19 protein-coding genes are annotated in these 25,197 nt (G+C 60.2%); 9 read left to right on the top strand and 10 right to left on the bottom strand.

The window, feature by feature from the left end; translation table 11 throughout:
* Positions 1 to 8 precede the first annotated feature (8 nt).
* From corA to ACL2XM_RS23590, 8 genes are all read right to left on the bottom strand, one after another.
* The gene (corA, locus tag ACL2XM_RS23625; RefSeq protein ID WP_410013185.1) at positions 9 to 959 is read right to left on the bottom strand and encodes a magnesium/cobalt transporter CorA; all 951 of its coding nucleotides are present in this window, start codon (positions 957 to 959) and stop codon (positions 9 to 11) included.
* A 378-nt stretch (positions 960 to 1,337) separates the two neighbouring features.
* Positions 1,338 to 3,500 carry a DNA helicase II gene (gene uvrD / locus ACL2XM_RS23620; RefSeq protein ID WP_410013184.1) on the bottom strand — a complete coding sequence of 721 codons (2,163 nt, stop codon included), beginning with the start codon at positions 3,498 to 3,500 and terminating at the stop codon, positions 1,338 to 1,340.
* Positions 3,501 to 3,558: 58 nt separating this feature from the next.
* On the bottom strand, positions 3,559 to 4,275 hold the full coding sequence (gene yigB / locus ACL2XM_RS23615) for a 5-amino-6-(5-phospho-D-ribitylamino)uracil phosphatase YigB (protein WP_413731718.1): 717 nt from the start codon (positions 4,273 to 4,275) through the stop codon (positions 3,559 to 3,561).
* Positions 4,275 to 5,186, bottom strand: coding sequence for a tyrosine recombinase XerC (xerC, locus tag ACL2XM_RS23610; protein ID WP_410013182.1), 912 nt, complete (start codon positions 5,184 to 5,186; stop codon positions 4,275 to 4,277). The genes yigB and xerC overlap by 1 nt, the downstream gene beginning before the upstream one ends.
* On the bottom strand, positions 5,183 to 5,887 hold the full coding sequence (locus tag ACL2XM_RS23605; protein WP_410013181.1) for a DUF484 domain-containing protein: 705 nt from the start codon (positions 5,885 to 5,887) through the stop codon (positions 5,183 to 5,185). The genes xerC and ACL2XM_RS23605 overlap by 4 nt, the downstream gene beginning before the upstream one ends.
* A complete protein-coding gene (dapF, locus tag ACL2XM_RS23600) occupies positions 5,884 to 6,708 on the bottom strand; it encodes a diaminopimelate epimerase (protein ID WP_410013180.1) in 825 nt (274 codons plus the stop codon). Before dapF ends, ACL2XM_RS23605 begins: the two co-directional genes overlap by 4 nt.
* A gap of 69 nt (positions 6,709 to 6,777) precedes the next feature.
* Positions 6,778 to 6,969: an LPS translocon maturation chaperone LptM gene (gene lptM / locus ACL2XM_RS23595; RefSeq protein WP_410013179.1), complete on the bottom strand. Its 192-nt coding sequence runs from the start codon at positions 6,967 to 6,969 to the stop codon at positions 6,778 to 6,780.
* A gap of 141 nt (positions 6,970 to 7,110) precedes the next feature.
* Positions 7,111 to 9,663 carry a class I adenylate cyclase gene (locus ACL2XM_RS23590; protein WP_413731717.1) on the bottom strand — a complete coding sequence of 851 codons (2,553 nt, stop codon included), beginning with the start codon at positions 9,661 to 9,663 and terminating at the stop codon, positions 7,111 to 7,113.
* Between the two features lie 295 nt (positions 9,664 to 9,958).
* Here ACL2XM_RS23590 and hemC point away from each other — a divergent pair, with 295 nt between their 5' ends.
* The 4 genes from hemC to hemY are packed head-to-tail and all read left to right on the top strand — an operon-like array spanning position 9,959 to position 14,126.
* Positions 9,959 to 10,909 (top strand): hydroxymethylbilane synthase, encoded by a 951-nt coding sequence (gene hemC / locus ACL2XM_RS23585; protein WP_410013177.1) that lies wholly within the window; start codon positions 9,959 to 9,961, stop codon positions 10,907 to 10,909.
* Complete coding sequence (gene hemD / locus ACL2XM_RS23580) at positions 10,906 to 11,646, top strand: uroporphyrinogen-III synthase (RefSeq protein ID WP_410013176.1); 741 nt, start codon at positions 10,906 to 10,908, stop codon at positions 11,644 to 11,646. Before hemC ends, hemD begins: the two co-directional genes overlap by 4 nt.
* 23 nt (positions 11,647 to 11,669) lie before the next feature.
* A complete protein-coding gene (hemX, locus tag ACL2XM_RS23575) occupies positions 11,670 to 12,884 on the top strand; it encodes a uroporphyrinogen-III C-methyltransferase (RefSeq protein ID WP_410013175.1) in 1,215 nt (404 codons plus the stop codon).
* A gap of 3 nt (positions 12,885 to 12,887) precedes the next feature.
* Entirely contained in the window at positions 12,888 to 14,126 is a 1,239-nt protein-coding gene (hemY, locus tag ACL2XM_RS23570) for a protoheme IX biogenesis protein HemY (RefSeq protein WP_410013174.1), read from the top strand.
* A gap of 609 nt (positions 14,127 to 14,735) precedes the next feature.
* On the opposite strand, the gene lpxL is transcribed toward hemY, so the two are convergent.
* A complete protein-coding gene (gene lpxL, locus ACL2XM_RS23565) occupies positions 14,736 to 15,659 on the bottom strand; it encodes an LpxL/LpxP family Kdo(2)-lipid IV(A) lauroyl/palmitoleoyl acyltransferase (protein WP_410013173.1) in 924 nt (307 codons plus the stop codon).
* A gap of 476 nt (positions 15,660 to 16,135) precedes the next feature.
* Positions 16,136 to 16,981 carry a fumarylacetoacetate hydrolase family protein gene (locus tag ACL2XM_RS23560; protein WP_410013172.1) on the bottom strand — a complete coding sequence of 282 codons (846 nt, stop codon included), beginning with the start codon at positions 16,979 to 16,981 and terminating at the stop codon, positions 16,136 to 16,138.
* Positions 16,982 to 17,481: 500 nt separating this feature from the next.
* Here ACL2XM_RS23560 and ACL2XM_RS23555 point away from each other — a divergent pair, with 500 nt between their 5' ends.
* The 5 genes from ACL2XM_RS23555 to ACL2XM_RS23535 all read left to right on the top strand — a co-directional run bounded on the left by ACL2XM_RS23555 (position 17,482) and on the right by ACL2XM_RS23535 (position 25,183).
* Entirely contained in the window at positions 17,482 to 18,120 is a 639-nt protein-coding gene (locus tag ACL2XM_RS23555; protein WP_410013171.1) for a two component system response regulator, read from the top strand.
* A gap of 164 nt (positions 18,121 to 18,284) precedes the next feature.
* Positions 18,285 to 20,765, top strand: a complete 2,481-nt coding sequence (locus ACL2XM_RS23550; RefSeq protein WP_413731716.1) for a type VI secretion system Vgr family protein — start codon at positions 18,285 to 18,287, stop codon at positions 20,763 to 20,765.
* Between the two features lie 10 nt (positions 20,766 to 20,775).
* Positions 20,776 to 23,451, top strand: coding sequence for a DUF2169 domain-containing protein (locus tag ACL2XM_RS23545; RefSeq protein ID WP_413731714.1), 2,676 nt, complete (start codon positions 20,776 to 20,778; stop codon positions 23,449 to 23,451).
* Positions 23,448 to 24,527, top strand: coding sequence for a pentapeptide repeat-containing protein (locus ACL2XM_RS23540; protein ID WP_413731713.1), 1,080 nt, complete (start codon positions 23,448 to 23,450; stop codon positions 24,525 to 24,527). The genes ACL2XM_RS23545 and ACL2XM_RS23540 overlap by 4 nt, the downstream gene beginning before the upstream one ends.
* Before the next feature lie 23 nt (positions 24,528 to 24,550).
* Positions 24,551 to 25,183 carry a DUF3540 domain-containing protein gene (locus ACL2XM_RS23535; protein ID WP_413731712.1) on the top strand — a complete coding sequence of 211 codons (633 nt, stop codon included), beginning with the start codon at positions 24,551 to 24,553 and terminating at the stop codon, positions 25,181 to 25,183.
* Positions 25,184 to 25,197: the final 14 nt, after the last annotated feature.

Below are 25,197 nucleotides of genomic sequence, written 5' to 3'. Positions count from 1 at the left end.
CGCCGCCGCTATAGCCAGTTCTTGCGCTTAAAGTAGAGATAAGGCGCCAGTCCCGCCAGGATCATCAGACCGATGGCGCCGGGATAACCAAACGACCATTTCAGCTCGGGCATAAAGGTGAAATTCATGCCGTAGCTGGAGGCCACCAGGGTGGGAGGCAGGAACACCACCGAGACCACCGAGAAGATTTTGATGATGCGGTTTTGCTCGATATTGATAAACCCCATCGCCGCCTGCATCAGGAAGTTCACCTTCTGGAACAGCGATTCGTTGTGGGGCAGCAGGGACTCGATATCGCGCAGGATTTCCCGCGCCTGCTCCAGCTGTCCCGACGGCAGCCGCGCCTTGCGCACCAGGAAGTTGAGGGCGCGCTGGGTATCCATAAGGCACAGCCGTACCTTCCAGCCGACGTCTTCCAGCTCCGCCAGGGTGGAAAGCGCCTCGTCGTACTCGTCGCCCTGGTGCCCTTCCATAATAACCAGGCTCAAAGCTTCCAGATCGCTGTAGATATTTTCTATTTCGTCGGCCAACTGCTCGATTTTCGTTTCAAACAGATCCAGCAGCAGCTCGTAGGCGTTGCCGTCGGTAAGCCGCTGGCTGCGGGCGCGCATGCGGTAGAGGCGGAATGCGGGCAGCTCCCGCTCGCGCAGGGTATAGAGGCGCCCGTCGCGGATGGTGAACGCCACGGTGGCGTTGCCGGCGTGGTCTTCGGCGTCCTCGTAAAAAAAGAAGGAGTGGATATGCAGCCCGTCTTCGTCTTCGAAAAAACGCGCCGACGCCTCGATATCCTCCAGGTCCAGCCGGGTCGCCAGGCTTTGGCCCAGCTCATCCTGCACCCGGTCCCGCTCATCGTTGCCGGGTTCAATCAGATCCACCCAGACGGAATCAGCTAACCTGTCGGCTTCATCCAGCTCAAGGCGGGACAAGCGATTGTGATCCAATTTAAACGCGTTAAGCATACGCCATAGCTTCCTTAGCGGTGACAATCGGGAAACGCATTAGAAAGCAGAAACCGGGGGTGAGAATGTCACCGGCAAGTTTCAGACCATCACAGATCTGACTCAGAGCGACACATAAACGCGGGTCGCTGACAACCACTGAGGCCATCAGCAATAGGGATAGCCTTAGTGGGTGTACCTGATAAACAGATTAACGAGCCAGTATCTACTGGGGGCGTCCAAGGCGTAATCCTCTAATCATAATAGTGCGCGCATGTTACGCCGAGATGAAAAAGACTGTCAATACGCAAGCGGCGCAAAACTGTATATTTCGCGTACGATCGGCTGATTTAATCAGTAACCGCGCGTGAACGGACCCGTTAGCCGAAACCAGGGGGATTATACCGTTTCCAGGCGGGCGTAAGCCGCCACCAGCCACTTGATGCCCTGACCCTGGAAAGCAATCTGCAACCGGCTGTGCTCGCCGGTGCCCTCGAGGTTTATCACCGTGCCTTCGCCGAACTTGGGATGGCGCACCCGCTGCCCCAGCGTAAATCCGCTGTCGTTTTCACTGACCGGGGTACCCATGCGCTGATGGTTGGCCGGCCGGGTGACGCTTGCGCGCAGCCGCACCTCCTCGATACATTCCTCGGGCAGTTCGCCGACAAATCGCGAGGGCCGGTGAAAGGCCTCCTTGCCGTACAGCCGGCGGGTTTCCGCGTAGGTGATGGTCAGCTTTTCCATGGCGCGGGTGACGCCCACATAGGCCAGGCGGCGCTCTTCCTCCAGCCGACCACCCTCGTCCAGGGACATTTGGCTTGGGAACATGCCCTCCTCCATGCCGACGATAAACACCTGGCGGAATTCCAGCCCCTTGGCGGAATGCAGGGTCATCAGCTGCACCGCGTCCTGGTTGGCATGGGCCTGTCCTTCCCCCGCCTCCAGGGCGGCGTGGGATAAAAACGCCTGCAGCGGCATCAAATCCTGGTCTTCATCCTGGTAGCTGTACTGCCGCGTGGCGGTCACCAGTTCCTCCAGGTTTTCGATGCGCGCCTGGCCCTTCTCGCCCTTTTCCTGCTCATACATGATCCACAGGCCCGAGTTCCTGATCACCCGGTCCGTTTGCACATGCAGCGGCAGGTCGACCGTTTCCTCCGCCAGGGCATCCACCAGTTCGACAAAGCGCTGCATGGCCGACGCGGCGCGCCCGGCCAGCACCCGATCGCGCAATAACTCGCGGGTTGCCTGCCAGAGGGTCAGTTGCCGATCCCGGGCCGCCTGGCGCACCACGTCCAGCGTACGGTCGCCGATGCCGCGCGTCGGGGTGTTGACCACGCGCTCGAACGCCGCGTCGTCATTCCGGTTGGCGATCAGGCGCAGGTAGGCCAGCGCGTCCTTGATTTCCTGGCGTTCAAAAAAGCGCTGGCCGCCGTAAATGCGGTAAGGCATGGCGTTTTGCAACAGCGCCTCTTCCAGCACCCGGGACTGGGCGTTGCTGCGATAGAGGATAGCGCTGTCGCTAAGCGCATTGCCCGTTTCCTGCCAGGTGCGGATGCGGTTGACCACAAAGCGCGCCTCGTCCAGCTCGTTGAACGCGCAGTAAACCGAAATCGGCTCGCCCTCGGCGTCCTCGGTCCAAAGGTTTTTCCCCAGCCGGCCGCCGTTATGGGCGATGAGGGCATTGGCCGCTTTGAGGATATTGCTGGTGGAGCGGTAGTTCTGCTCCAGGCGCACGGTGTGGGCGCCGGGAAAATCATCCAGGAAGCGCTGGATATTCTCCACCTGCGCGCCGCGCCAGCCGTAGATTGACTGATCGTCGTCGCCGACAATCATGACATTGCCGCTATCGCCGGCCAGGAGCCTTATCCAGGCATACTGGATGCGGTTGGTGTCCTGGAATTCGTCCACCAGGATATTACTGAAGCGTTCGCGGTAGTGCTTGAGAATATGGGGTTTGTTCAGCCACAGCTCGTGGGCGCGCAGCAGCAGTTCGGCAAAATCCACCAGCCCCGCGCGATCGCAGGCTTCCTGGTAGGCCTGGTAGATGCGCAGCCAGGTGGCCTCCACGGGGTTGCCGTAGCTCTCCACATGCTGCGGGCGCAGGCCCTCGTCTTTTTTGCCGCCGATATACCACATGGCCTGGCGCGGCGGCCATTGCTTCTCGTCGATATTGAGCGCGCGGATAATGCGCCTGAGCAGCCGCAGCTGGTCCTCGCTGTCGAGGATCTGGAAATCCTGCGGCAGATTGGCGTCCATATGATGGGCGCGCAGCAGGCGGTGGGCCAGGCCATGGAAGGTGCCGATCCACATGCCGCCCTGGGCGGTGCCGATCAGATGTTCGATGCGATGGCGCATTTCCGCCGCCGCCTTGTTGGTAAAGGTCACCGACAGGATAGAATAGGGCGAGCAGTTCTCCACCGACAGCAGCCAGGCGATGCGATGCACCAATACCCGCGTTTTGCCGCTGCCGGCGCCCGCCAGGACCAGCAAATTGCCGCGCGGCGCCGCTACGGCTTCGCGCTGTTTGTCGTTCAGGCTGTTGAGCAGATCGGAAACGTCCATAGAAGGCCTTCTTTATCCGGCGTTAAGGTACTGGTTATTTATACAGACATAGTGAGGATTATAACAAGGCTGTCAGGGAAGCCAACTGCGAAATTTCAATATGAGGCAACAAACGGGCATCCGCGGCCTGGAAAAAATTGCCGCCGCGATCGTTTACCCAGCACGCCTGCAGGCCCGAAGCGACGGCGCCGGTGATATCGGCGGTTAAATCATCACCGACGTGCAGGATGTTTTCCGGCGCCAGCCCCAGCCTTTGCGCCGCGATATGATACATGTCCCGGTACGGTTTGGCGCGTCCGTCGGGGCCGGCGCGCAGCACAAAAGCAAAATAGCCGCCCAGCCCGCAGGCCTCGGGGGAGGCGTTGCCGTTGGTGATGGCCACCAGCGGCCAGCGTTCGCCCAAAGCGCTTAAGGTCCGGTGGGTGTCGGCCGGCACATCGATGTCGCTGCGCCAGCGGGCAAAACTCGCCATAAAGGCGTCCGCGCCGGCCCGGGCCGCGCGCGCGTCCAGCCCCTGGTTGCGCATGGTCAGCTCGACCGCGCGCCAGCGCCACTGGCTGACGTCATGGTAGATATCCGGCTCGCGCCGGCGCAGCTCGGCGCGGATGCGCTGGAAGTGGCCGGCGTCCAGATCTTTCAGCGCCGGATGGTACCGTTGCAGGAAAAGCGTCGATTCCCGCTCGGTACGGGCGATAACCGGACGGTTATCATACAGCGTGTCGTCCAGATCGAAGGTCAATGCGCGAATCTCGCGCAGGGGGCGATAAAAATGCATCAGCTTTTACCTCGTTTGGCTCGTGGATGCGCCGCATCGTAAACCAATGCCAGGTGCTGGAAATCAAGGTGGGTATAGATCTGGGTGGTGGATACATTGGCGTGGCCGAGCAATTCCTGTACCGCGCGCAGGTTGCCGCTGGATTCCAGCATATGGGTGGCGAACGAATGGCGCAGCTTATGCGGATGGACATGGCTCTCCAGTCCCTGTTTGACGCCCCACTCGGCAAAACGCTTTTGCACGTTGCGCATGGAGATGCGCTTGCCGGTCCTGGCGACAAATACCGCGTTATCCACCGGGGCGAACCGCTCACGCAGCGCCAGCCAGTGCTCCAGCCAGACGATGGCGGTCTTGCCCAGCGGCAGCTTGCGTTCTTTGTTGCCCTTGCCCACCACCCAGACTTCGCCCGCCGCCAAATCGATATGGCCGCGGTCCAGGTTGACCAGCTCCGCCAAACGCAGGCCGTCGCCATACATCAGTTCCAGCATGGCACGATCCCGTACCGCCAGCGGATCGTCGGTATTGATATCCAGCAGACGGTTCACTTCGTCCACATCCATGTTTTTCGGCAGGTGGCGGCCGCTGCGCGGCGCCGGCACGCCTTTGGCCGGATTGGCCTTCAACTCGCCGCGTCCGACCAGCCAGTCGAGAAAGCTGCGCAGCGCCGAGAGCCGCAGCGCCAGGCTGGCGGCCTGCAGACCGCGGCGTTTGCTGCGGGTGGCCATCGCGCGGACATGGGTCACGTCGAGCTGGGGCCAGGCGGTCAGGCCCAGCTCGCCGGCTATATCGATCAATGCGGTTAACTGGCGATCGTAACTGGACTGCGTCAGCGGACTGAGCTGCCGCTCTACCCGCAGGTAGCGCAAAAACGCATCCACCTCCGGGCGCAGCGGCGAGACCTGGAGGGTCATGAACGCCCGACCCAGCGGGCCAGCAGGCCGGGCAGCAGGATGGCCAGTTGCTGTAACAGCACCGTGCCCATGCCGGACTGATAATGCTGGCTGTCGCGGCTGGTAAAGGTCAGCACGCCCAGGTCGCCTTTTTCCCCCATCAGGGAAATCGCCACCGAGCCGACCTGCCGCGCCTGGGGCAACAGCTGCAGCAGTTCGGGGCCGTTCAGGCCGCCCAGATAATGGTTGCCCTGCCCCAGCCGCTGGATGCGCAGGGGCTCAAACGCGGTGCGGGAAATGCCCAGGTGGGTAAAATCCGACGGTGCGCCGATATACCATTTATCGGTGAACAGCCTGACATGCGCCCCGGACAAGCCCAGGCCGCGCGCCCAGCGCTGCAGGCGGTTAAGCATATCCAGCAGGCTGTCGGCGGCCGCCAGATCGGACTGCAGATGCAACAGCCGGTTAAACAGCTGTTCGTTGGCGCTCGCCTGCTCCATCAACAGGGTAATCTCTTCCTCCAGTTGGCGGATATGATTACGCTGGCGGGCCAGCTGCCACTCCAGCAGGGAAACGCTGCCCCGGTTGACATGGGGCACGCGCATCTGCTCGACCTGGCAAGCGTTGCGGATAAAAAAATCCGGGTTTTCCAGCAGAAATTGCGCCACCGTGCTGTCGTCCAGCCGCGCCGCGGTCTCCAGTTGTTCCCCGACATGCTTCATAGATGTATAAATCCGTCGTAGATATGGGTTGCCGGCCCGGTCATATACAGCGGATTGCCCGGTCCTTTCCAGCTGATGTCCAGCGTGCCGCCCGGCAGGTCGACGCTGACGCGCTCCGCCAGCAGCGCCTGCTGGATGCCGATGGCCACCGCCGCGCAGGCGCCGCTGCCGCAGGCGCGTGTTTCCCCGGCGCCGCGCTCGTAAACCCGCAGGCGGATGTGCTGCGGGTCTATCACCTGCATAAAACCGATGTTCGCCCGCTCCGGGAAACGCTCGTGGTTTTCAAGCAGCGGCCCCAGCGTCTCCACCGGCGCGGTATCGATATCCTCCACCGTTATCACGCAGTGGGGATTGCCCATGGATACCACGCCGCACAGCACGGTTTGCTCCGCCACCCGCATGATATAGGTCTTTTCCGCCTTGGTGGCGCGGAAGGGCACCATCTGCGGGTCAAAATTGGGTTCGCCCATATTGACCCTTACCAGTTCATCATCGGTAATGGTTAATATCATACGGCCGGTTTGGGTACTGACGTGTATTTCACGTTTGTTGGTTAAACTTTTCATCCTGACAAAACGGGCAAAACACCGCGCGCCGTTGCCGCATTGCGCCACTTCGCTGCCGTCGGCGTTAAAAATACGGTAATGAAAATCCAGTTCCGGGTCGTAGGGAGGCTCCACTACCAGCAGTTGGTCGAACCCGACGCCATAATGCCGGTCCGCCAGGCGACGGATCAGCTCCGGCGAAAAGTAGACATTTTGCGTCACGGCGTCCACGACCATAAAGTCGTTTCCCAGACCGTGCATTTTGGAAAACTGCATAATTCACTCCGCTGAGTAACCTTACGCGCAGCATAGCGCGTCTCTAAAGCCGATGCGACTGAATCGCGGTTACGGCTGCGCCGACGTCGAGGCGCCGCCGGGATTCGCGGTTTGCACAGGCGTTGGCGTAACCGTCCTGGCGGGTTTCGGTTTGGCGGTGGTTTTCTCGGCCGGCGGGTAATATAGCGGACCTTTCAGCCCACATCCGTTCAATCCCAGAACTAAAAACGCCAGGGTAATAAGGCGTAACGGGTTTTTCATGCGCTTAGCTACCTGTTATTCATACTTTCAGGCTAACTATCATCGCAGTTAGATGCTGAAAAGCAATAGGAATCGAATGCCGGCGCCGCCGGGCGCCGGGCATCGGCGGGGGGAAACAGGCGCGCCACACGGGCGGGACGGCTAGTTCAACCGTGCCTGCTGCGGCAGTGACGACGCGTCATGCTCATAGGCCGGCGCGCACAAATGGGACAGTACGCTGCTGCGAAACGGCACCACCTGGATACGGCCGTCCAGCTGCACAATCTGGTAAAACTGCGGCAGGTTGAAGTTGATAAAGCTGGAACCGTAGGTGAAGCGGTCGTGGGACGACGAATAAAAACGGCTCACATCGCGCACCAGCTCTTCCTTGCTGCCTTCGCAATGGTGGTAAGCCTCGACCCGGTTGGTCTCGTCCAGGATATAAATGTTAAAGCCCTGGTCGTCGGCGCTGTCTTCAAAAAAGAACTGGATTATGCCTTCGCTGGCGAAACCGTCCACCACCGGCGGTAAATGAATTTTTTCCGTTTCCATCTGGATCGACAGGCCATGCAGCTTATTGTTGGAAATGGCGCCGTAAAATTCAATGGCGTTTTCCAGTTTCTGCACCGAGACACTCAGGCGTTCAAAAAACAATCCCCAGGTCTGGCCGGCTACCCGGACCGCTTTAAACCGCGCCGGATCCTGGCGGGTGCTGGATAGACGCAGTTCGATGCAATCCGCCACCAATTGCTGCACCCGGGTGCGGATAAGTCCGCGCAAATGCTGGCTGTAGCAGAACACTTCCACCGTATCAGGCGGCGCGGCGTCCTGATGCATCTTGCCGAGGATGGTTTTCAACGCTTCCAGTACCGCCTGCTCGCCGTTGAAATGCAGGGTGCGCACCTCATTCCACGAATTGCGGTACAGCAGGTCGATACTGCCCACCAGGCACTCCTGCTGTTGGCCGAAGCTGAACACGTCCAGCTTGCGGAAATCAAAATGCACCACCTGGTTGCGGAAAACCGCGGTCGGATCGTGTTCAAGGTTGACGATGATCGCCAGATGGCGGATTTCGCAGGGGCTGTAGAGCGCCTTGGGCGTCGGCGCCGGCACCCGCAGCGGGAAATTGCGCGACACATCCGCCACCAGTTCCTGCAGCCGGGGCAGATCGCACAGGTCGCTGCCCTTGATATGCAACTGGGTCTTTTCGGTCAGCAGGCCGTTAAACCACGCCCAGGCCACCAGCTTGTTCAGGTAGCGGTTATATTCCAGCGGCTGGTGGCTGATGATGGATTCCATCGCCGGCGACTGGTTATACAGGTACCAGCCGGCCCGGTTGGCCCGGCCCTGGGGCACATGGATAAACGTGAGGTTCGGTTCGGACAGATCGGGGGAGATCTGCGGGTTAATCAGCGTCACCTTGCCCGGCAGCGCTTCAAACGCCGCGTAGAGTTTACGGGTCAGCACCCCGATATCCTGCGGGCTGGCGCTGACGCTCAGGTTATTGCGGCGCGCAAAGCGAATCAGGTTACGGTAGCTTTGCATCATGGCGTCGAGCAGTTCGTTATGCGCCTCACGCACCTGGCCGATTTTCCAGTTGGCGCGGTCGTCGAGCATGCTCAGGCGCGCTTCGTCCCAGCCCCACTCCTTGACCTGCTGGCTTAGGATCTCGCGGCGCCAGACGACGCTTTCAGGCGTCAGCGAGAGCTTTTCGCAGACCTTGAGGTAGAAACAGCGCCGCACCAGGTCCAGCCGGGTGGTGTCGTTAATCTGGGTCAGGTAGTGGGTCACGCGCTCGAGCATCATGCAATAAGGATCGAGGCCGTAGGAGACTATCTCGCCGTCGTGCAAATGCTGCTTGATATTCATGGCCAGCAGCTGGGTATGGGGATATTCCCAGGAATAGGCTTCCAGCAGCAGGGTCTTGAGCACCGCTTTGTACGGGGAATCGATGCTTTTATACAGTTGCCACAGGCTGGCGCCGAAATATTCTTCGGCGGACAGCGTGCCCAGCCCGCCCAGATCGAGCCATTCATTGGGGGTCAGCGCGCCGCGGGCATAAAGCGACATGACGTAATCGTCATAATGCTCTTCTTCGTCGCCCGGCACCATATTCCATAAAATGCGCTTGCCGGCCATGCGCACCGCGGTGCGGTAGAATTCGTCCAGCAACAGGATATGCTGGGTGGAACCGCAGTCTTCATCACCCAGGCTGCCGCTTTCGTTATGGCGGAAGCGGTTTTCATCAATCAGGAAGAAGTTGACGTCCACGCCCTTGGTGCCGGCCCATTTTTCCAGCAGGGCGCATTTGCGCTGCAACTGATAACGTTCTTCGTTATCCAGCCAGGACTGATGGCAGACCCAGATATCCAGGTCGGAATTGGCGTTCTGCCCGATGGACGAGGTGCTGCCCATGGAGTAAACCCCGGTGATCGGCCTTTCCCCGCTGGCGGGCGTCACCATCGGCTGCCCGGACTGGCGCTCGATATCGGCTATCCAGGCGGCCTGGCTTTCATCGCACGTGTAGAAGCAAACGCCGCACGGAACGTTACCTTCTAGGTAACCCGGAAGCATTGGATGATGATAATGTAATAAGGTTGGCAGCAGACTGTAGACTTGCTGAAAGGCCGGCCCCATGGCCGCCAACGCCCGATCCACCCGTAATTGGTTGATCGCGTCCAGTCTCTGTTTCAATGTCTCGATGTAGAAGTACAAGACGTCTCGCCTGGTTATCCCGGTGCCTAAGAGCCTATTTCCATACCCGGCCGGAGTGTTGTTTTGAAGATGGGTCGGCCGGTAATTGCTGGAAACGTGATCAATTTAACACCTTGCTGTTTGACCGTAAAGAAAGTTAAGCTACCCGTTAATTATAACACTTTTCCCCGCGGCAACCTTTAATTCCCGATTATCGGCACTTCACCCCATGCCGCCATCACCGGATCCTGATAACTTACAGCGTTTTACTATCGATGGTAGAATGGTTAAAGAATGTGAGAAACGGTAACCCAGAATGCAAGATACCCTGATACGCATCGCCACCCGGCAGAGCCCGCTGGCGCTATGGCAAGCACAGTATGTTCAGCGCCAGCTGCAGCTTCATCATCCCGATTTACGGGTGGAACTGGTACCCATGGTGACCCGCGGCGACATTTTGCTGGATACGCCGCTGGCCAAGGTGGGCGGCAAAGGGCTTTTTATCAAGGAGCTGGAGCGCGCCCTGCTTGAGGATCGCGCCGATATCGCCGTGCACTCCATGAAGGACGTGACCGTCTCATTCCCCGACGGGCTGGGGCTGGTGACCATTTGTGAGCGCGAGGATCCCCGCGACGCCTTCGTCTCCCCGGCCTACGCCAGCCTGGACGAGCTGCCGCCGGGCGCCGTGGTGGGCACGTCCAGCCTGCGCCGGCAGTGCCAGGTACGGGAACGCCGTCCGGATCTGGTGATCCGCGATCTGCGCGGCAACGTGGGCACGCGCCTGGCCAGGCTGGATCGGGGCGAATACGATGCGATCATCCTGGCGGTGGCCGGACTGAAGCGCCTGGATCTGCAGGATCGCATCCGTACGCCGCTGGAACCCGAGCTGTGCCTGCCCGCTGTCGGCCAGGGGGCGGTCGGCGTGGAATGCCGTCTGGACGACCGACGTACCCGCGCGCTGCTGGCCCCGCTGCATCACCGCGCCACCGCCACTCGCATCAGCGCGGAGCGCGCCATGAACGCCCGTCTTGACGGCGGTTGCCAGGTGCCTATCGGCAGCTACGCCGAAATCCAGGGCGACCGGATCTGGCTACGCGCGCTGGTGGGCAGCCCCGACGGCGGCAGGGTTATCCGCGCCGAAAGCAGCGCCCCCCTGGAGGAAGCGGAAGCGTTGGGTATCCGCCTGGCGGAGGAGTTGCTCAGGCAGGGCGCCCGGGAAATCCTCGATCAGGTCTATGCGGCGGAAAACCAGGATTCGCCGCAATGAGCATCCTGGTCACGCGCCCGTCCCCCGCCGGCGAAGAGCTGGTGAACCGCTTGCGCGCGCGCGGCCGATCCGCCTGGCACCTGCCGCTGATTGATTTTGCCCCCGGAGACGAACTGGCCCGGCTGCCCGAACGCCTGGGCGCGCTGCGGCCGGGCGATCTGGTGTTTATCGTCTCGAAACACGCGGTCAATTATGCCCACCCGTTTCTGACCCGTCGGGGCCTGTCCTGGCCGGAAACGCTGCAATACCTCGCGGTCGGCCGCACCAGCGGCCTGCTGATGCACACCGCCTCCGGCCTGCCGGTGGATTACCCCCACGACGGCGAAAGCAGCGAACATCTGCTGCGCCTGCCGTCGCTACAGCGCGTCGCCGGATTGCGGGCGCTGATCCTGCGCGGCAACGGCGGGCGGGAAGTACTGGAGGAGACGTTGCGGCAACGTGGCGCCGAGGTCGCGTATTGTGAATGCTATCAGCGCAGCCCGGTGCATTACGACGGCGAGCAGCAAAGCCGGCGCTGTCAGCAACTGGGCATCAATACTTTGATCATTACCAGCGGCGAAATGTTACAACAATTCTATACTTTAATTCCTGAGTACTATCGCGTCTCATGGCTGTTGCAATGCCGGCTGGTCGTGGTGAGTGAACGAATCGGGGCTTTAGCCCGCCAATTGGGCTGGACGGACATCGTCGTAGCAAACGCGGCAGACAACGATGCGCTTATGCGTGTGCTGCTCTAAATCTAATCATGGGATAGGCCAATATGACGGAACACACTACTCCAACGACTCCGCAGGAAGATGCAACCCGGGCGGCGGATACGCCTAAGCCCTCGTCATTCGCGCCCGGCGATACGGCGGCGGGTACCGCCAAGGCCAATCCTCCGGTCGGCGGGACGAAGGCCCCCAAGAGCGGCAAAAAGCCCCTAGGCGTCATCCTGGCGGCTATCGCCATTATCCTGTCCCTGCTGCTGGCCGCCGCGCTCTATATGTACGGCGTCCGGCAGGCAAAAACGCAAAACGCGCTGAATCAACAGCTGCAATCCCGCATCGAGGCATTGCAGCAGGCGCAGCAACAGCAGCAGCAGCAATCCCAGGCGGCGTTGCAGCAGCAGGGCCGGCAGCTTGGCGCCGCCCAGCAGCAGGCGGCCGTCCAGGACAGGCAGTTAAGCGAATTGCGTGATAAAGTCGCCACCATCTCCGGCTCCGATGCCAATACCTGGCTATTGGCCCAGGCGGATTTCCTGGTCAAGCAGGCCGGCCGCAAGCTCTGGAGCGATCAGGATATCGTCACCGCCGGCGCGCTGCTCAAGAGCGCCGATGCCAGCCTGGCGGATATGAACGATCCCAGCCTGATGAACGTGCGTCGCGCCATAACCGAGGATATTGCCGCCCTCTCAGGCGTCAGCCAGGTGGATTTTGACGGGATTATTCTGAAAGTGAATCAGTTGTCAAACCAGGTGGACAACCTGCGTCTGGCCGACAACGACAGCGATGAATCCCCCATGGACAGCGACGGCGGCAGCGAGCTGTCAAGCTCGGTGCGTGAATGGCGGCAAAACCTCAGCAAAAGCTGGCACAACTTTATGAATGACTTTATTACCATCCGCCGTCGCGATACCAGCGCCGAGCCGCTGCTGGCGCCAAACCAGGATATCTACCTGCGTGAAAATATCCGCTCGCGCCTGCTGATTGCGGCGCAAGCGGTGCCGCGCCACCAAAATGAAATCTACCGGCAATCCCTGGAAAGCGTCTCTACCTGGGTACGCGCCTATTTCGACGCCGATGATGCCAATACCCGCGCCTTTCTCAGCGAACTGGACGACCTGAGCCAGCAGAATATCACCATGGATGTGCCGGCACAGTTAAGCAGCCAGCCGCTGCTGGAGAAACTGGTGCAGACGCGCGTGCGCAACCTGCTGGCGCAGCCGTCGGCCGCGGTTGCTAATGCCCCCGCCGCCGCCGCTCAGGGAGAATAAACGATGCTACGCGTATTGTTGCTGTTCATCCTGCTGATTGCCGGGATTGTGATCGGGCCGATTATCGCCGGCCATCAGGGTTATGTACTGATCCAGACCGATAACTACAATATCGAGACCAGCGTGACCGGTCTGGTGATTATCCTGATCGTGGCGCTGGTGGCGCTGTTTATCGTGGAGTGGGTGTTGCGGCGCGTTTTCCGTACCGGCGCGCGTACCCGCCGCTGGTTCCTGGTGCGTAAAAACCACCGCGCCCGCAAACATACCAAAGCCGCGCTGATGAAACTGGCGGAAGGCGATTACCGGCAGGTGGAAAAATTGCTGACCCGCAACGCCGACCACGCCGATCAGCCAGTGGTCAATTACCTGCTGGCCGCCGAGGCGGCGCAGCAACGGGGCGACGATATTCGCGCCAACCAGCATCTGGAGCGGGCCATGGAGGCGGCGGATAACGATCAGCTGCCGGTGGATATCACCCGGGTGCGCATCCAGTTGGCGCGCAATGAAAACCATGCCGCCCGTCACGGCGCCGACCGTTTGCTGGAGATCGCTCCGCGTCATCCGGAGGTGCTGCGCCTCGCCGAGCAGGCGTTTATCCGTACCCGCGCCTGGCAGGCGCTGCTGGATATCCTGCCGGCCATGCGCAAAGTGCGGGTCTATGAAGAGAGTAAAATCCAGTCGCTGGAGCACCAGGCCTACAGCGGATTGATGGACCAGATCATGGAGAACGAGGGCAGCGAGGGCCTGAATAGCTGGTGGCGCAATCAAAGCCGCCGCACCCGCAACGATCCCCAACTACAGATCGCGCTGGCGGAACATCTGATCGTCTGCAACGATCATGAAACCGCCCAGGCTATTATCGTCAAGGGATTGAAGGACCATTACAACGAACAGCTGCTGTTGCTGGTGCCGCGCCTGAAAACCGGCGATCCGGAGCAGCTGGAAAAAGTACTGCGCCAGCAGATCAAGCAGCAGGGCGCGTCCCCATTGCTTAACAGCACCATGGGCCAGCTCTTGATGAAGCGCGGCGAATGGCAGGCCGCCGCCGACGCGTTCCGCGCCGCGCTTGCCCAGCGTCCGGACGCCCATGACTACGCCTGGCTGGCCGATGTGCTCGATCGCCTGCGTCTGCCGGAAGAGGCCACGCAAATGCGCCAGGAATCCATCAACCTATCGCTGCAAGCCCCGCAGCAGGCGCAGCCCGTCCCGCAGCCAGACCCGGCGCTGAAACCTTTGCCATAGGTAACCCGCCCCGGTTTGGATTAAAAAAAACACTTGCCATCACGGCAAGTGTTTAACAAGGTCAGGTCATAAGACAACAGTTTGGCGCCTCACTCAACGTTTTGTCCGAAGGTTCTGATGAGGGACTCATCATGGAGCTGGACAATAGGCGCCACAAGTTTGGCTCTGCGTCATTCCGGGGTTTATGAGGCGTAAACGCGAACATAAGAGGGTGGAATGAGCATCTACAACAAGGGTAGTGCAGTTTGCGTGCCAGGACAGGTTTTGCCGCGGGATATTTTTTTACCCGCGGCTGAAGCGCATCAATAAGGGTACGGCCGGCCTCATTCTTTCCGCATCATGGCTGCGAATAACAATATCAACATATTGATAAGCAATAACTTAAATTGATTTCGCCGGACTTTACCCCGCCATCGCCGTGCAAATCATTGCCGCCTGCCGGACAGACGATAACAGACAGGCCGCGCTTATTGCGCGGACGCCGCCGGCGGAACCTGTTACCTGTGAGAGACACAAATAGGCTGAAATAATTATTTATATTTAATTCAAATGGTTATATGTCTCCATATCGAGACATATACCCCTAGAGTATACGCAACGCCGCCCGCGCTAAATATATAATGACTTCTCCCCCAGCGGCCGGGTTTTAAACCGCCGGTGCAGCCATAGATATTGGCCGGGGGCTTTCATGATTTCAGTCTCTATCACCCGGTTGACATAGTTGGCGGCCGCCAGGCTGTCGTCGTAAGGGTAGTTTTGCAGCTCCGGCGAAATAATTAACTGGTAGCCCAGGCGGTCGGGTTTGCGGATGACCACGGCGCTGACCAGCTTCGGCCGGGCCAGCTTGGCGATGGTAAAGGTGCCGTTGGTGGTAGCGGTTTGATTGACGCCGAAAAACGGCACAAATACGCTGCCCTTCGGGCCGTTATCCTGATCCGGGGCAAACCAGACCACGCCGCCGCGTTTTAACGTGTGTACCATGCAAACCAGTTTTTTACGGCTGACCAGGGAATTCCCCGAGCGGGAACGGCCCCACTTCTGCACCAGTTCCATAATTTTGCTGTTATGGGGACGATACATGACGGTCATGGGTTTGCAGTGGCCTAAAATACGAAAATGCAGCTCCAGCGTCATAAAATGCACGCCGATAACGATAACCCCATTTTTCTCCCCTATGGGGGAATCCAGGTTTTCCAGGCCGACCACATCGAACCATTTTTTTATACGCTGGTCGGACCAAAACCACGCCATTCCGGTTTCCATCAGGCCCATGCCCAGGGAAGAAAAGTTATCGGCCAATTTTATTTTGATTTGTTCCGGCTCGAGAGTAGGGAAACTGAGCTCAAGATTACGTTTGGCGATGGCAACGCGCCTTTTTAAAAAGCGCATGGATAACAACCCCATACCCCCGCCCAGGCGCAGTAGCAGCGGATAAGGCAGCTGCACTAATAAAAACAACAGGCCAAGCCCCAGCCAAAGTAACCAATACCTGGGGTGCATATAACTTAACGGCAATAGCCAACGTTGGATCATAGGGATGGTTCCGCAGCACGGGACGGCGTCAATAATTCGGCATAGGTAATAACCTGGGTTATTACTTACTACGATGAGCTTAACGAGGACACTGACTCTCGCCGCATGGGTGCATTAAAAGATATTCAATTATAAAAAAACAGGCTTTTCCGGCCGTTCACCAAGCGTCAAAAGAAAAATAGAACCGAATAATACTAGCCGTTTTATTTTACAGAAAAAAGACAACCTAGCACGGACCGGCACGTTTAAACAGCCCGGGGAGAGGCAGGTATCGTAATTTCCTCTGACCTTAACTTATTCAGACACCGGCGGTGAAACTTAATTCATTAACCGCGTTAATCCATCCGCCCAGAAAACGGTGAAAAAAATAAAGTAAAAGCATTGCGGCAAAACAATGCCGCGCGCCCCGCGGCCCAAAATCCGGCCTGGGGCAAGCGGGGCCGCCCCGCCAGAGAGAGGCCCCTGCCATCCCGCGATCAGGCCGAGACCGTGCGCGCAAGCTGCTCGCCCAGGCCCTCTACGCCCAAACGCAGGGTCTGCCCGGCGCGCAGGAAAATGGCTTCCGGCTTATGTCCCATACCCACTCCCGGCGGCGTGCCGGTGGCGATAATATCCCCGGGCCGCAGGCTCATAAAACGGCTCAGGTAGCTGATAATATGCCTGACGCCAAAAATCATGGTGGCGGTATTCCCATTCTGGTAACGCGTGCCGTCCACCTCCAGCCAAAGGTTCAGCGCCTGCGGGTCGGCTATTTCATCCGCCGTGACCAGCCAGGGGCCAATGGGACCGAAGGTATCGCAGCCTTTTCCTTTATCCCAGGTGCCGCCGCGTTCTATTTGCCACTCCCGCTCGGAAATATCGTTCACCACGCAATAACCGGCCACATGGTCCATGGCTTCCCCCTCGTCGATGTAACGCCCGCCCTGGCCGATGACCACGCCCAGCTCCACTTCCCAATCGGTCTTACGCGACTGGCGGGGAATCTGCACATCGTCATTGGGGCCGTTGATGGCGCTGACCCATTTATTAAACACGATAGGCTCGGTGGGAATGGCCGCCCCGGTTTCCGCCGCATGGTCGGCGTAGTTGAGGCCGATACAGACAAACTTGCCTACCTGGCCGACGCAGGGCCCCAGCCTGGGCTGGCCGGCCACCAGCGGCAGCTGGGCGATATCCAGGGCGCGTAATGTGGCGAGCGCGGCGGGCAGCAGGGCGTCCCCGCCGATATCGGCGATATGACCGGCCAGGCTCCGTATGCGTCCCTCGTTATCCAGAATGCCTGGGCGTTCCTCGCCGGGCGGGCCATAGCGCAATAATTTCATGACGTACTCCGTTTTTTTAAAATGACAACGGGTGAAAATATATGCCCCGTAACCGCTGCCGGCCATCAAAACCACCGGACAGACATCAAATACTTGAAGAAGATCACTTTCAGGCGGGTTGCCCATCAAGGTGCGATGAATGAGTAACGCGCCGCAACCATGAACGTTCGCTGCTGCCATTTCTTTAACAGGAAGCGCTAATTAAGCACAGCGCCTAAACCGCATTGAAATATGCTGAATATAGCCTTATTTTTTCCTGTCTCGTCCTTGATTTATTTCAGGGTTCCATTATGCTCGTGGCGTTTCATTATCCAGATGATAACGTAGAATATTTTATTTAAAATCATTTCCCGAATGTGTAATTGCCAGCTTTTAAGCCTGTATCCGTTATTGTCTTTAGCGCTGTCCGCGATAATAGTAGCGGCCGGCGGTTCTGTGCGTTTTTTATTTCAACAATATGCCAATAAATACTCTTCATGTATTTTCCAGGGAATCGTTTTATGAACATAAAACTCGTGCTGGTTGACGATCATGAACTGATCATCAACGGCATTAAAGCATTGCTTACCCCCTATCCGCGTTATCAGATAGCGGGCCAGGTGGACAATGGACTTGAGGTCTATCGCCTGTGCGGCGAGACCCACCCGGATATCGTGATATTGGATTTGGGATTGCCCGGCATGGATGGGCAGGATGTGATCGCGCAATTGCTTAAGCGCTGGCCCGCCCTGCGCATTATCGTGCTTACCTCCAGGCGGGGAGAGCATTATGCCGCCGGGGTGCTGCGCCTGGGCGCCCTGGGCTTTGTGCTGAAAAGCAGCCCGCAGCATTGCCTGCTGACCGCGCTGCAGTACGTTTTTAACCGCAAGCGTTACCTTGATCCGGCGCTGGATCATTTTCGCGTGTTCCAGCTGATGAACGAAAGCGGCCATCACCCTTTGTCCCTGACGCTGAGGGAGCGCCAGGTATTAAAGCAAATCGCCGAGGGCGCGGGCAACCACGCCATCGCCGGTAACTTATCCATCAGCCCTAAAACAGTCGAGACCCATCGTTTGAATATTATGCGTAAACTTGACGTGCATAAAGCCATTGACCTGGTGCATTGGTCGTTCCGGTTGGGATTGGTGGAATACCGTTAGACAAAAATTCAGGAAGGATGTCAGGGAATTACCTGATGTTTCATCTTCATTCGCCGCCTATGATGGCAATAGTCTTATAAAGCCAATAGTTAGCAGAATAAAATAGAGACGTTGTAAAAAATAATTCGGCTTATTACCGACGATCTCGCGTATTGGGGAACAGCATGCCCGACTGGATTAATGTTCATACGCCGTTAAGCGGCACCGCCGAAAGTGAGCTGATATTTAAACGGCTGACCGGCCGGGAATCCTTTTCGGCCTTATACCGGTTCAACGCGGAATTTCTTAGCACTCATAACGATTTAGATATGAATGCATTATTAGGAAAGGATATCACCATTGAAATAAAGCTCATTAATGGCGAGCGCCGTTTTTTGCATGGCCATATCACCCGCATTGATTTCAACGGCTACGATCTGCTGCATGAAAAATATAAGCTGTATACCTTCACCCTGCATCCCGCCCTGTGGTATCTGACGCAAAATCGCGATTGCCGCGTCTGGCAGGAGAAAACCCTGCCGGATATTATTACCCATGTCCTGGCCGACTATAATATTGACTGTGAAAATCGGCTGACCAGCGCCTATCATCGCTACCCCTACATCGTGCAATATCGCGAAAGCACCTTCGATTTCCTGAGCCGTCTGATGGAGCATGAGGGCATTTATTATTTTTTCCGCCACCATGACCGGGGCCATACGCTGGTGCTGGCCGACGCCCCCCAGGCGCACCAGCCTTTCCCCGGCTACGAGGATCTGGTTTACCGGCAGCCGGGCGCCGGTCTTAACGCACATCGCGAAGCCATTCACCGCTGGACATTGTCCCATGAAATCACCCCCCGGTTGTGCAGCATGGACGATTATGACTTTCGGCAGCCGCGCGCCCATCTGGGGCAAACGTGCCAAAACCGCGCCTCGTTTGCCGCCAACAAAAGCGAAATATACGACTGGCCGGGGGGGTATGCCGATCATGGGCATGGGGAGTTCCTGGCGCAAATCCGCCAGCAGGAGCTGGCCTCCCGGCAATGCCGCGTCTCGGGACTGGCAACGGCGCGCGGCATGGCGCCCGGCTACACTTTCCGGGTTCATCACTGTCCGCGCCCGCAGGATGAGCAATCTTATCTGGTCACCGGCGTCGATTACAGCATCCAGGATAACCGCTGGCATGCCGCAGATGCTCAATCCGCACCCGGCGCCGCCATGGCTGAGTTCAGCGTGGCTTTTACCGTTATACCGGCCCAGGTCACCTGGCGTCCGCCCCGCGCCACCCCCTGGCCTAAAACCCAGGGGCCGCAAACCGCCGAGGTGGCCGGTCCGCCCGGCAACAGCATTTGGACCGATAAATATGGCCGCGTAAAGCTAAAATTCCGCTGGGACCGGCACGGCGCGGGCGACGACACCGATTCCTGCTGGGTGCGGGTATCCAGCCATTGGGCCGGGTGGAAATATGGCGGCGTACAGGTGCCGCGGGTGGGCGAAGAGGTGATCGTGGATTTTATCAACGGCGATCCCGATCGTCCCATTATTACCGGACGGGTCTACAACGAAGACGCCCTGCCGCCCTGGGAACTGCCGGCCGCCGCCGCCCGCATGGGATTTATGAGCCGCAGCAGGGATGGCGGCACGGGCAACGCCAGCTACTGGTTTATGGAGGACGCGCCGGGACGCGAGTCCTTTAACCTGCATGCCGAGCGGGATATGACCCTCTCGGTGGAACATGACCAACGCATCAGCGTCGACGGCGATCTGGCGCAGGAGATAAAAGGCCAGAGCCGCTTTATCCACCAAGGTCCCTGCGCCACCTTCAAATTTAAACCCGATATACAGACCTTCCACTTAGGCAAAACCAGCCTGATTACCGCCGGCGGCAGGGCAGACGCCGTTACCGGCGGCGAATACCGGCAGGTGACCGGGCACGCGGCGCAGATTGTCAGCGGCAGCCTGACCCAGCATGCCGGTGATACTATCAGCCACCATGCCCTGAATGATCTGATGTTTGACGCCGGCAATAAAATCGTGTTCGGCCGGACGCGCTATCCCGGCGTGCTGGCGGCGGATGCCCCAGGGCCGGCCCAGGCCGCCCTGGCGCAGGCCCGGCCCGCCACCGCGCAGGAGCTGGCGGATCGCCGCCGGGCCGAGCGGCAATACCAGCGCCCGGATCCCACCCGGGTGGAATATGCCAAAGGGGTGGATACCACCATCAATGGCGTGGATCGGCAATCCATCGCCGGCAATCGGCACGTGGAGATAAAGGGCGACGCGCGCCGCCATATCCACGGCAGGCTGGATGAGCAGGTTGACAGGGATCTGGCCGTGCGCGCCGGCGGCGATATCAGCATTGACGGCGGCAATGAGATTCAGGTGACAGCCAAAAAACGGGTGCTGAAAATCAAGGGAAGCAGCGAAACCCATGCCGGCAATATGCTTCACGTCGCCGGCGCGGCGGAAAGCATCTATAACATGCGCGTTGCCATGACAAAAATGGCGGTAACCACCGATGAGGTATTGACGTCCAGCACCCGGCTGAACCTGGCCACGACCGCGGTGCGGGTCGAAACGGTGGGCGTCAATATCAGCCAGGGGCAGTTGGATATCCGCACCACGCTGCTGAGCCTGCACACCAGCGCCATCACCCTTTTTATCTGAGCCGGCCGCCATGAACATCATCAAACCCCTGCGTCTGGGCGTGCTGCACCGCCCCTGGCGCTGGCTGGGCCAAAACCAGTTAGGCGTGTCCGTGCTGGCCCTGGCTGACATGGGGCCCGCGCCACGGCTGCGTCCCGAACCGGAGCTGTGGCAACTGGCGGCGCGGGAACTGGCCGGCGACGGCGGTTTGCTGGACCTGGCCATTCCCAAAGCCTGCGCGGAATTCCTGGCCACCGGTTATGCCTATACTCGCCATCAGCGGCAAAATAATGCCTGTATGGTTAAAATCCAGGTGGACGCGCTGGAAAAGAGCCTGATGGTGTTCGGGGAACGTTTCTGGGTCAGCGGACGCCCCACCGAGGCGCTGCCGTTTGCACGGCTGCGCCTGGACTGGCAAAACGCCTTCGGCGGCGAAAACGATACCCGCAACCCGCGTGGCCTGGGCGCGCACCCCGTAGAGCGTAACGGCGTCATATGCCATCCGCTGGCCCATATCGAACCGGAGGCGGGTTATGGCGCATCGCGTCGCAGGATAAAACCCGACTGTTTCGGCCCGCTGGACTTTTGCCTGCCGGAGCAGTTCAGCCGTATCGGCAAAAGCTACGACCGTCGCTGGCTGGAGCAGGAGTACCCCGGGTTCGCCCGCGATATCGACTGGCATGTATTTAACCGGGCCGGACGCGATCAGTGGTGGCCGCGGTCGCCGTCATTACCGCTGGGCGCGCCCTGGCGTATCTGGAATATGCACCCGGAGCAACCGCTGCAGCAGGGCGTGCTGCCCGACTGGCGCGCCCGGTGTTTTATCACGCGCGCCGCCGTTCCCGACGATCATCACGCTTGCGCGCCGCCGGCGCTGGAAGAAATCACCCTGCGCGCCACCACCTTGTGGTTTTTTCCTCATGTGGAACAGATGGTGCTGATTTGGCAGGGCAGCTGCGGGATCCAGGAAGACGATGCGCTGGACGTCGACAATATGCTGGTCGCCCTTGAAGCGGCACGGGAGAGCCGGCCCCTGGCGCATTACCGGGACGTTCTCCAGGCCCGCAGCCGAAAGGCTACCGCCGCCGCCCATGCCCTGTGTGAACAGGATTTGGTCACGGAAAGCCTGATCGGCCCATGGCTGGATACCGCCCCCCGGCCGCCGGAAAGCCCGCTGGCGGCCAATCTGGCCCGCCGGGAAGCGGACCTGCGGGAAAAGCGCGGACAGCCCCTGCCGGACAGCGGCGTTCATACGACCTTACCCGGGCAGGCAACCCCGGCTGACCGGAGCCCCGGCCGGCACCAGGGCGCCGCTGACGCGCGGATAAGCCTGCGCGACGGCGACACGGGCGCAGGCGACGGCGATACGGACGCAGGAGATAGCGCCGGTAACCTGGTGGCCCGCGCGCAGGAGCCGGGGCCGCTGCCCGGCGAGCTGCCGCGGTATATGGCGCGGGTGGAACGACAGGCGGCGGCGCTGCAACAACGGGCGCTGGAAAAAGCCGCGGCCCTGGGCGCCGATATGACGGATGCCGTGGACGGCGCCGGGCCGGCGCACTACCACCGGATGCTGGCGGCGCTGCGGCGGGAGGCTGAGGACAGCGCCGGCGCCGGGCCGTCTATTGATACGCCTGAAGCCCGCCTGGCCCTGCACCAGATGTACCGGCTGGCCGCCGCTGCCCGCCCTGCGGCCCCGCAGGCGGCGGCGGAGTGCCGCCCTCGCCTTCAGGCCCTGCTGGCGCAAACGCGCGATCTCGGCGACATGGATTTGACCGGCGCCGATCTGCGCGGCCTGGATCTACGCGGCGTTAATCTGCAGCGGGCCCTGCTGGAAAGCGCCAGGCTGGATAACTGCCTGCTGGACGGCGCCGATCTCAGCGACGCCATGCTGGCCCACGCCTCGTTGACCGGCGCTTCGCTGCGCGACGCGCGCCTTGCCGAAGCCTGCCTGACCGGCGCCCGCTGTCACAACACGCTGTTCTCCGGGGCGCAGCTGTCCGGGACGACAGTGACCCGGGCGGCGTTTGCAGACTGTTGTTTTGATCGGGCGCAGCTCAGCGGGCTGCTGTTTTACCACACCGCCATCCACCGCTGCCGCTTCAGCCATGCCGCCCTGACGAACTGCACGTTTCTTGATGCCGACGCCACGGCGCCGGATTTCAGCCATTGCCGCCTGGAAAAGGTGACGTTCAACCAGGGCCGTCTGGACGCGGCCTGTTTTAACGCCGCGCGGTTGTCCGGCTGCTCGTTTATCACCCTGGCGTTGGATGAGATCCGGTTTCAGGAGGCCGCCCTGGACAGCTGTGTTTTTACCGGCGGCACCCATGCCGGAGGCGCGGCATTCCGGCGCGCCCGGCTAACAAGCTGCAACTTCCGGCAAACGCCGCTAGACCGGGCGGATTTTTCACAGGTCGAGGCGCAAAGTTGTGACTTTAGCGGCGCCGTGCTTACGCGCGCGCGCCTGGACGGTATCAACGCCGGCGGCTGCCTGTTTATCCGCGCCGACCTCAGCCACGCCTCGCTGACCCGCGCCGACCTGATCGGCGCCCTGTTGCAAAAATCCCGGCTCGCCGGCGCCGACCTGCGCGCCGCCAACCTGTTTCGCGCCGATCTGTCGTTAGCGACCATCGACCGCCATACCCGCCTGCAGGGCGCCTATACGCACCAATGCAAAACCCTGCCGCGCGCGCAGGAGCCTTCGTCATGACTCACCTCACCGCGCGGGAATTACAGCACCGCATCGACCGGGGGGAAGCGGTTGACTCGGTGACGCTGGGCGAGGAACAGCTTGCCGGCGTACGGCTGCGCGGCGCGGTATTCAGCAACGTGGATTTCACCGGGGCGGACTTTCGCCGGCGCCAGCTGGAAGACACGCTGTTTGATCATTGCCGGCTGGAACGGGCCAGCTTTTGCGGCGGGAATATCAAGGACTGCCGGTTTAACCACTGCGCGCTGCCCGCGGCCGATTTCAGCGGGTGCGATATTACCGGCACAGTATTTAATCATTGCCGGCTGATGGGCAGCCGATTTGGCGCCAGCGGCCTGACATTAACCCAGTTCCTGGAGTGCCCGCTGACCGGCGCGACCTTTGATACCTGCTCGCTGGAGCAGGTGACACTGTTTAAAACGCCGCTGCTCCAGGCCCGGCTGCATCAATGCCGGGCGGTCCTGACCACATTGTTCGGCATCGACCTTACCGCCACCACGTTCAGCCAGAGCCAATTCGACCGCGTTATCTTTGCCGAATGCGACCACCGCCATAACGACTATCGCCGCCAGACCTTTATCGCCTGCCAGTTTACCGGTAATGCCATGGATAACGTCGATTTCAGCCACGGCACGCTGACCCGCAGCTGTTTTAAAGGCGCCTCGCTGGGCATGGCGCGTTTCAATCACGCCCGGTGCGGCCAGGCGCTGTTTATCGACAGCAACCTGGCGCGGGCGCAATGCCGCCGCGGCCATTTTGACCAGGGGCAGTTTATCGGCGCCGACCTGCGACAGGCGGATTTTTCCCACGCCAGCCTGGAGCAGGCCCTGCTGCATCGCGCCGCGGCCGGACAATGCCGATTTACCGGCTGCAACCTGGCGTATGCGGATTTTCGCGAGGCCGATCTCCAGGACGCCGACCTGCGGCACGCGCGCTTTATGCGCACCAGCATGCACCGCGCCCGGCAAACGGCGGCGCTGTTTTCCGGCCGCAAGGGGCTGCTGGAGGCGGATGCAGCGCTCCATGCCGCCGAAGAGTGGAGCCGCCGGCGGCCAGATGTGACACCGGACCCTTAGCCATCCCTTATTTGAGACACCTTATGATGAACCAACAGGCATTGCGCGACCAGATTGTATCGCCGCCCGGCCAGGCCGTAGGCCGGGTGGTCAACCTGCTGCCGGACGGCTGCTATATCGTGCGCCATGAACAGCGCGGCTGGCAGTGCCGCCGGGCCGCCAGCTGCCTGCTGGCGCCGCAGCCGGGCGATACGGTGCTGGTTGCCGGCAACCGGGCGCAGCTGTGGCTGCTGGCGGTGCTGGATCGCGCGGACACGCTGTCGCCCTGGTCCCTGACGGTTGCCGGCGACCTGCATATCGCCGCCCGGGGCGAGTTAAGCCTGCATGGCGCCGAACGGCTGGCGTTGCGCGCCCCGGCGCTGGATATCGGCGCCGATCGCGGGGAATGCCGTATCGGGCGGATGCGCTACCAGGGCAAGTCGTTGTCGGCCCGGGTGGATGTCGGCTGTATCGTCGGCAAGCGGCTGGAATCGGTATGGCGCACCCTGGTGCATATCAGCCACCGGTGGCTGCGCAAAGTGACGCAAACGGAGCACGCCAGGGTCGGCCAGCTGGATTACCAGGCCGCCGATTATGCCCGCCTCCACGGCCGGAACCTCATGATCACCGCCGACGCCGTCACCAAGATCGATGCTGAACACATTCATATGGGCTGATGCGGCAGCCGCCG

It is taken from the genome of Sodalis sp. RH20 (genome assembly GCF_047324205.1).
Taxonomy (GTDB): domain Bacteria; phylum Pseudomonadota; class Gammaproteobacteria; order Enterobacterales; family Enterobacteriaceae; genus Acerihabitans.
This window is presented reverse-complemented; position numbering and strand designations above follow the sequence as displayed.